The sequence below is a fragment of the Streptomyces sp. NPDC058964 genome (assembly GCF_042741275.1).
GTDB lineage: Bacteria > Actinomycetota > Actinomycetes > Streptomycetales > Streptomycetaceae > Streptomyces.
This window is the reverse complement of sequence record NZ_JBHYKH010000843.1, coordinates 1-2,308: the sequence shown is the minus strand read 5'-3', so window position 1 is coordinate 2,308 and position 2,308 is coordinate 1. Positions and strand designations below refer to the sequence as shown.

The 2,308-nt window shown below is 69.4% G+C and carries 3 protein-coding genes; 2 read left to right on the top strand and 1 reads right to left on the bottom strand.

Going from position 1 to position 2,308, the window contains the following annotated elements:
* Positions 1-298, bottom strand: a 298-nt coding sequence (locus ACFW2E_RS45490; protein ID WP_384477671.1) for a GTP-binding protein, incomplete at its 3' end; no start/stop codon positions are given.
* A gap of 587 nt (positions 299-885) precedes the next feature.
* On the opposite strand from ACFW2E_RS45490, the gene ACFW2E_RS45485 reads away from it, so the two are divergent.
* The gene (locus ACFW2E_RS45485) at positions 886-1,956 is read left to right on the top strand and encodes a hypothetical protein (protein ID WP_384477668.1); all 1,071 of its coding nucleotides are present in this window, start codon (positions 886-888) and stop codon (positions 1,954-1,956) included.
* Positions 1,953-2,279 carry a hypothetical protein gene (locus ACFW2E_RS45480; RefSeq protein WP_384477665.1) on the top strand — a complete coding sequence of 109 codons (327 nt, stop codon included), beginning with the start codon at positions 1,953-1,955 and terminating at the stop codon, positions 2,277-2,279. Before ACFW2E_RS45485 ends, ACFW2E_RS45480 begins: the two co-directional genes overlap by 4 nt.
* The last annotated feature ends 29 nt before the right edge of the window (positions 2,280-2,308 follow it).

Below are 2,308 nucleotides of genomic sequence, written 5' to 3'. Positions count from 1 at the left end.
GCTCCAGCCCGCGGAGGGAGCGTTGTATCTGGTGGGCTAAGTCCCCGTGGCCCGGGGTGTCGATCAGGTTGATCCGGTGGCCGTCCCAGGAGCAGCTGACGGCCGCGGCGAAGATGGTGATGCCGCGGTCGCGCTCCTGCGGGTCGAAGTCGGTGACGGTGGTGCCGTCGTGGACCTCGCCGCGTTTGTGCGTGGTCCCTGTCGCATACAGGATCCGCTCGGTGACGGTGGTCTTGCCGGCGTCGACGTGGGCGAGGATGCCCAGGTTGCGGACGACGGTCTGAGCAGTGGTGCGCACGGCCCGGTGCCTTTCTGGGATGGGGCTGGAAAAGGGCGGCGCGATTTCCCGTGCGGACGTCTGCGGGATCGGCAGGACGGCGACGGGCGTCACCCTGACGGTCCGTCAACAGCACTGTTCGCAGGCTGTGCCGGCGGGTTCAGTCGTGCGTCACGGGTGTCCGGTACCGGCCGCGCAGCGGGCACCGGGCGGACGAGGACACGAGGATCACCTCGTACCGGGCGCGGGGAGCGGTGACAGCGGTGCGGTCGCGCACGGCCCTGCTCCCCTCACTCGTCCCACTGGTCGTCGGTCGCGCACGGCCTGTCCGCCGTGCGGGGCGGGGTGCGGTGCGTCGTGGCGAGTGTAGGAAGGCCGACGGGAGCCGGTCACCCGGTTTTTCCGTCCGGTGGACGCCGGTTCCCACCGGCTTCCCGGCCGGTCGGAGCCTGGTCCCCGCGCCGTGGGTCGACCGCGGCTGGAGCGCCGGTGGAAATGAAGTTCTGCCCGCCGAAGGGTCGTTGACATGCTCCGGAAAGGCTGCCGAGAATATTCGAACAAGGGGTGACCGCCCCGGAAACAAGGGCGAACGGGATGGGCGGCAATTCATGCCTACGCGCGAGGTCATCGAATGGGCCACGACCGGTGTCGTGGCCGACGCCGACGCGCTCCTGTCCGACCGTGACGTCCTCTATTCCGGCGCGGCGGTGGCCACCGGACTCGGTGACCCCAAAGACCTGCGAAACCCTCCGGACGGTGACGGAATACCCGCCTGCCTGAGGCGCTGTGCCATCGACCGGAAACTCGGCGGCGCCGATCCGGGAAGCCGCGCGCTACGTCCGTGGCGGTGGTACGGCTCCACCGCACTGCGGGTCGAGGCGGAACCGGCGCTGCGCATTCACGCCCGGGACTGGATTTCCGATTCCGCCGCAGCCGTGTTCGAAAGGCATTTCGTGTCGGCCATGACGGAACAGGGAATCGGCGCACACGCCCGGCCGTTCCGTGTCACCGCAAACGAGGAGATCCGGATTTCGAAAGCGGTCGTACTGCTGCGGGAACTCGTTCCGGAAATCGCCGGCAGCGTACTGCCGTTCGTGCACCAGATCGTCGTGCTCGACTCGCCCATTCCCAGTCTCTATCTCACGCAGGTGCCCGAGACCGTCTTCCTGTCCGCCGCCACGGTCCACGGGGACGCTCTCGGCCTCGCGGACGCACTGCTCCATGAATCGCTGCACGAGAAGATGGCCGTACTGCGCCTCACCCGCCGGCTCGTACGGCCCGGCTACACCGACGAGCACAGCGCACGCGTGCTGCTCCCGTGGAGTCTCGGCCAGGCCGCTCCGCGGTGGTTCAACGCAGGCCGTGTCATCTCCGCCGCGCATGTCTACACCCATCTCGCGGTACTGCACGCGACCGCGCTGCGGCGCGGGCGGACCGGGCGCACCGGCTGCGGTCCGCAGGCCGTGCGCAAGCGCCTGGCCGCGGCCGTGGAACGCGGCGGCTTCCTGCTCGCAGCGATCGAACTCGACAGCATACGGCGGGAGTTCGGACCGGACGGGCAGCTGCTGCACCGGCAGCTGACGCACCTGCTGGCCGCGGTCCGCGACACGCTGCCGGCGAGTCTCGCCGGCACCCTCCAGACCTGGCACGCCACACCACAGCGCGAGGTGCACACGTGAACTACAAGCTTGCGAAGGGCATTCAGTTCCGGCCGCTGAGCATCAAGGGCAGATTCCTCGCCTTCACCACGACGCCTCCGACGGTGCTGCAGGTCGACGCCGGTTCGGTGCTGCTGCTCAAGCTGTACGAGCGGGGCCTGACCGGAGACGAACTCGTCGCCCGGTACGCGGAGTTGCGCAAGAAGAGCGACGCCGACGCCCGCCGGGAGCTCGCGCGCCGGGCGGACGGCCTGGCCGGCGCGGGCCTCCTCGAACAACTTCCCGCCCGGCCGCGGCGACTGACGCGGTCGGAGCAGGGGATTTCCGCACGGGAGGAGGTGTGACACATGGGTTCCGAAGACCAGTCCAAGAT

Coding starts and splice junctions, on each gene's coding strand:
- ACFW2E_RS45485 (WP_384477668.1), top strand. CDS start 886: ATGCCTACGCGCGAGGTCATCGAATGGGCCACGACCGGTGTCGTGGCC.